The organism is Catellatospora sp. NPDC049133 (assembly GCF_040648455.1).
In the GTDB taxonomy this organism is placed as follows: domain Bacteria; phylum Actinomycetota; class Actinomycetes; order Mycobacteriales; family Micromonosporaceae; genus Catellatospora; species Catellatospora aurea.
Genome location: NZ_JBEZDT010000097.1, coordinates 1 through 1,125, shown reverse-complemented (window position 1 = coordinate 1,125; position 1,125 = coordinate 1). Strand labels below are relative to the sequence as shown.

Here is a 1,125-nt window from a genome sequence, read left to right as displayed (position 1 = left end):
CTCTCCGCGCTTTCGCAAGTGCAGCGAGTCCGCATAGGAGTCCCCCTCAGTCCACGCAAGTCCTCTGTGGCGGGCCGCTTCCCCGGCGGAAGCTGTTCTCAGAAGCAAGTGCCAACGGCGACGGACGCGCCAGCGTCCGGCGACACAACACGTTGCAGAGTTCAGACTGAGTCTGTACTCTCGAACCTAGGCCCAGCAGCGCGGAAAGGCCTCGGCTTTGCCGTACCTGCTGGTGACCGCTTGGTCATTGAGAACTACATAGCGACAGGAAAAGGCGCGAGCGAAGCCGCAGCGGTATCCCTGCACGAGACGGGGAACCCCGCATTGAGCCACCAGGTGGCCGACCCCGGTATGTCCCGGGCGAGCGGGGCGAGTGAGCGGATAGCGAGCGCTGATTGCACAGCCCCGGCCCTCACGGCCGGGTGCTGCCCTGCACCGGGGCGCGGCCCGGACGCCGCGCCCCGGGCTGGCTTCTGTCCTCGCTCCACCAGATTCAGGAAGAGGTGCCCAGCATGACACTCGCCAACTGTGTTCGCGTCTCCATCCGCAGCTCGGCCGCATGGCGCGAGTGCCGCTGCGGCCGCGTGACCTCGCAGCCCACCGATGACGGCCGCTGCCCCCACCGCTCCACCCGCGCACGCCGCTCGGCGCGCTGACAGCTTCCGTGGGGCTGGGATCACCCAGCCCACGCAGTAGCCGCCAGGGTGGCGGCTCAGCGGTCGATGACCGCAGCAGACGGCCCCGGCAGGGATTACGGCCCTGCCGGGGCCTACGCATCCACTCCACCTGCTGAAGGGAAGAGAGCGATGCCTGTTCAGGCTATCGCGTCGGCACCTGCCGACGAGCCGGGCGCGGCCTGGCTGACCACTGATCACCCTCTGGCCGGGGTGGCGTCTCGCCACTGCACCGGCCACGTCCACCTCGACCCGGCCGACCTGCTCGGCGCGGTGGCGTGCGGATCGGCGTGGGCCAAGGCCCTGACCGATGACCTCATCTTCGCCATCGAGTGCGGTCTCCCGCTGGACATCGAGCCGGATCCGTCCTACATCGACGAGGTCGCGGTGCGCCGTGTGATGCGCGGTGAGCCGCTGGAGCTGACCGAGCTGGAGCGCGCCGAGGTGCGCC

The 1,125-nt window shown here is 69.3% G+C and carries 1 protein-coding gene; it reads left to right on the top strand.

Annotated elements, in window-relative coordinates; all coding sequences use genetic code 11:
- Nucleotides 1-806: 806 nt before the first annotated feature.
- Nucleotides 807-1,125 (top strand): hypothetical protein (locus AB0B35_RS42145; protein ID WP_361057538.1); only part of this gene is annotated, 319 nt, incomplete at its 3' end.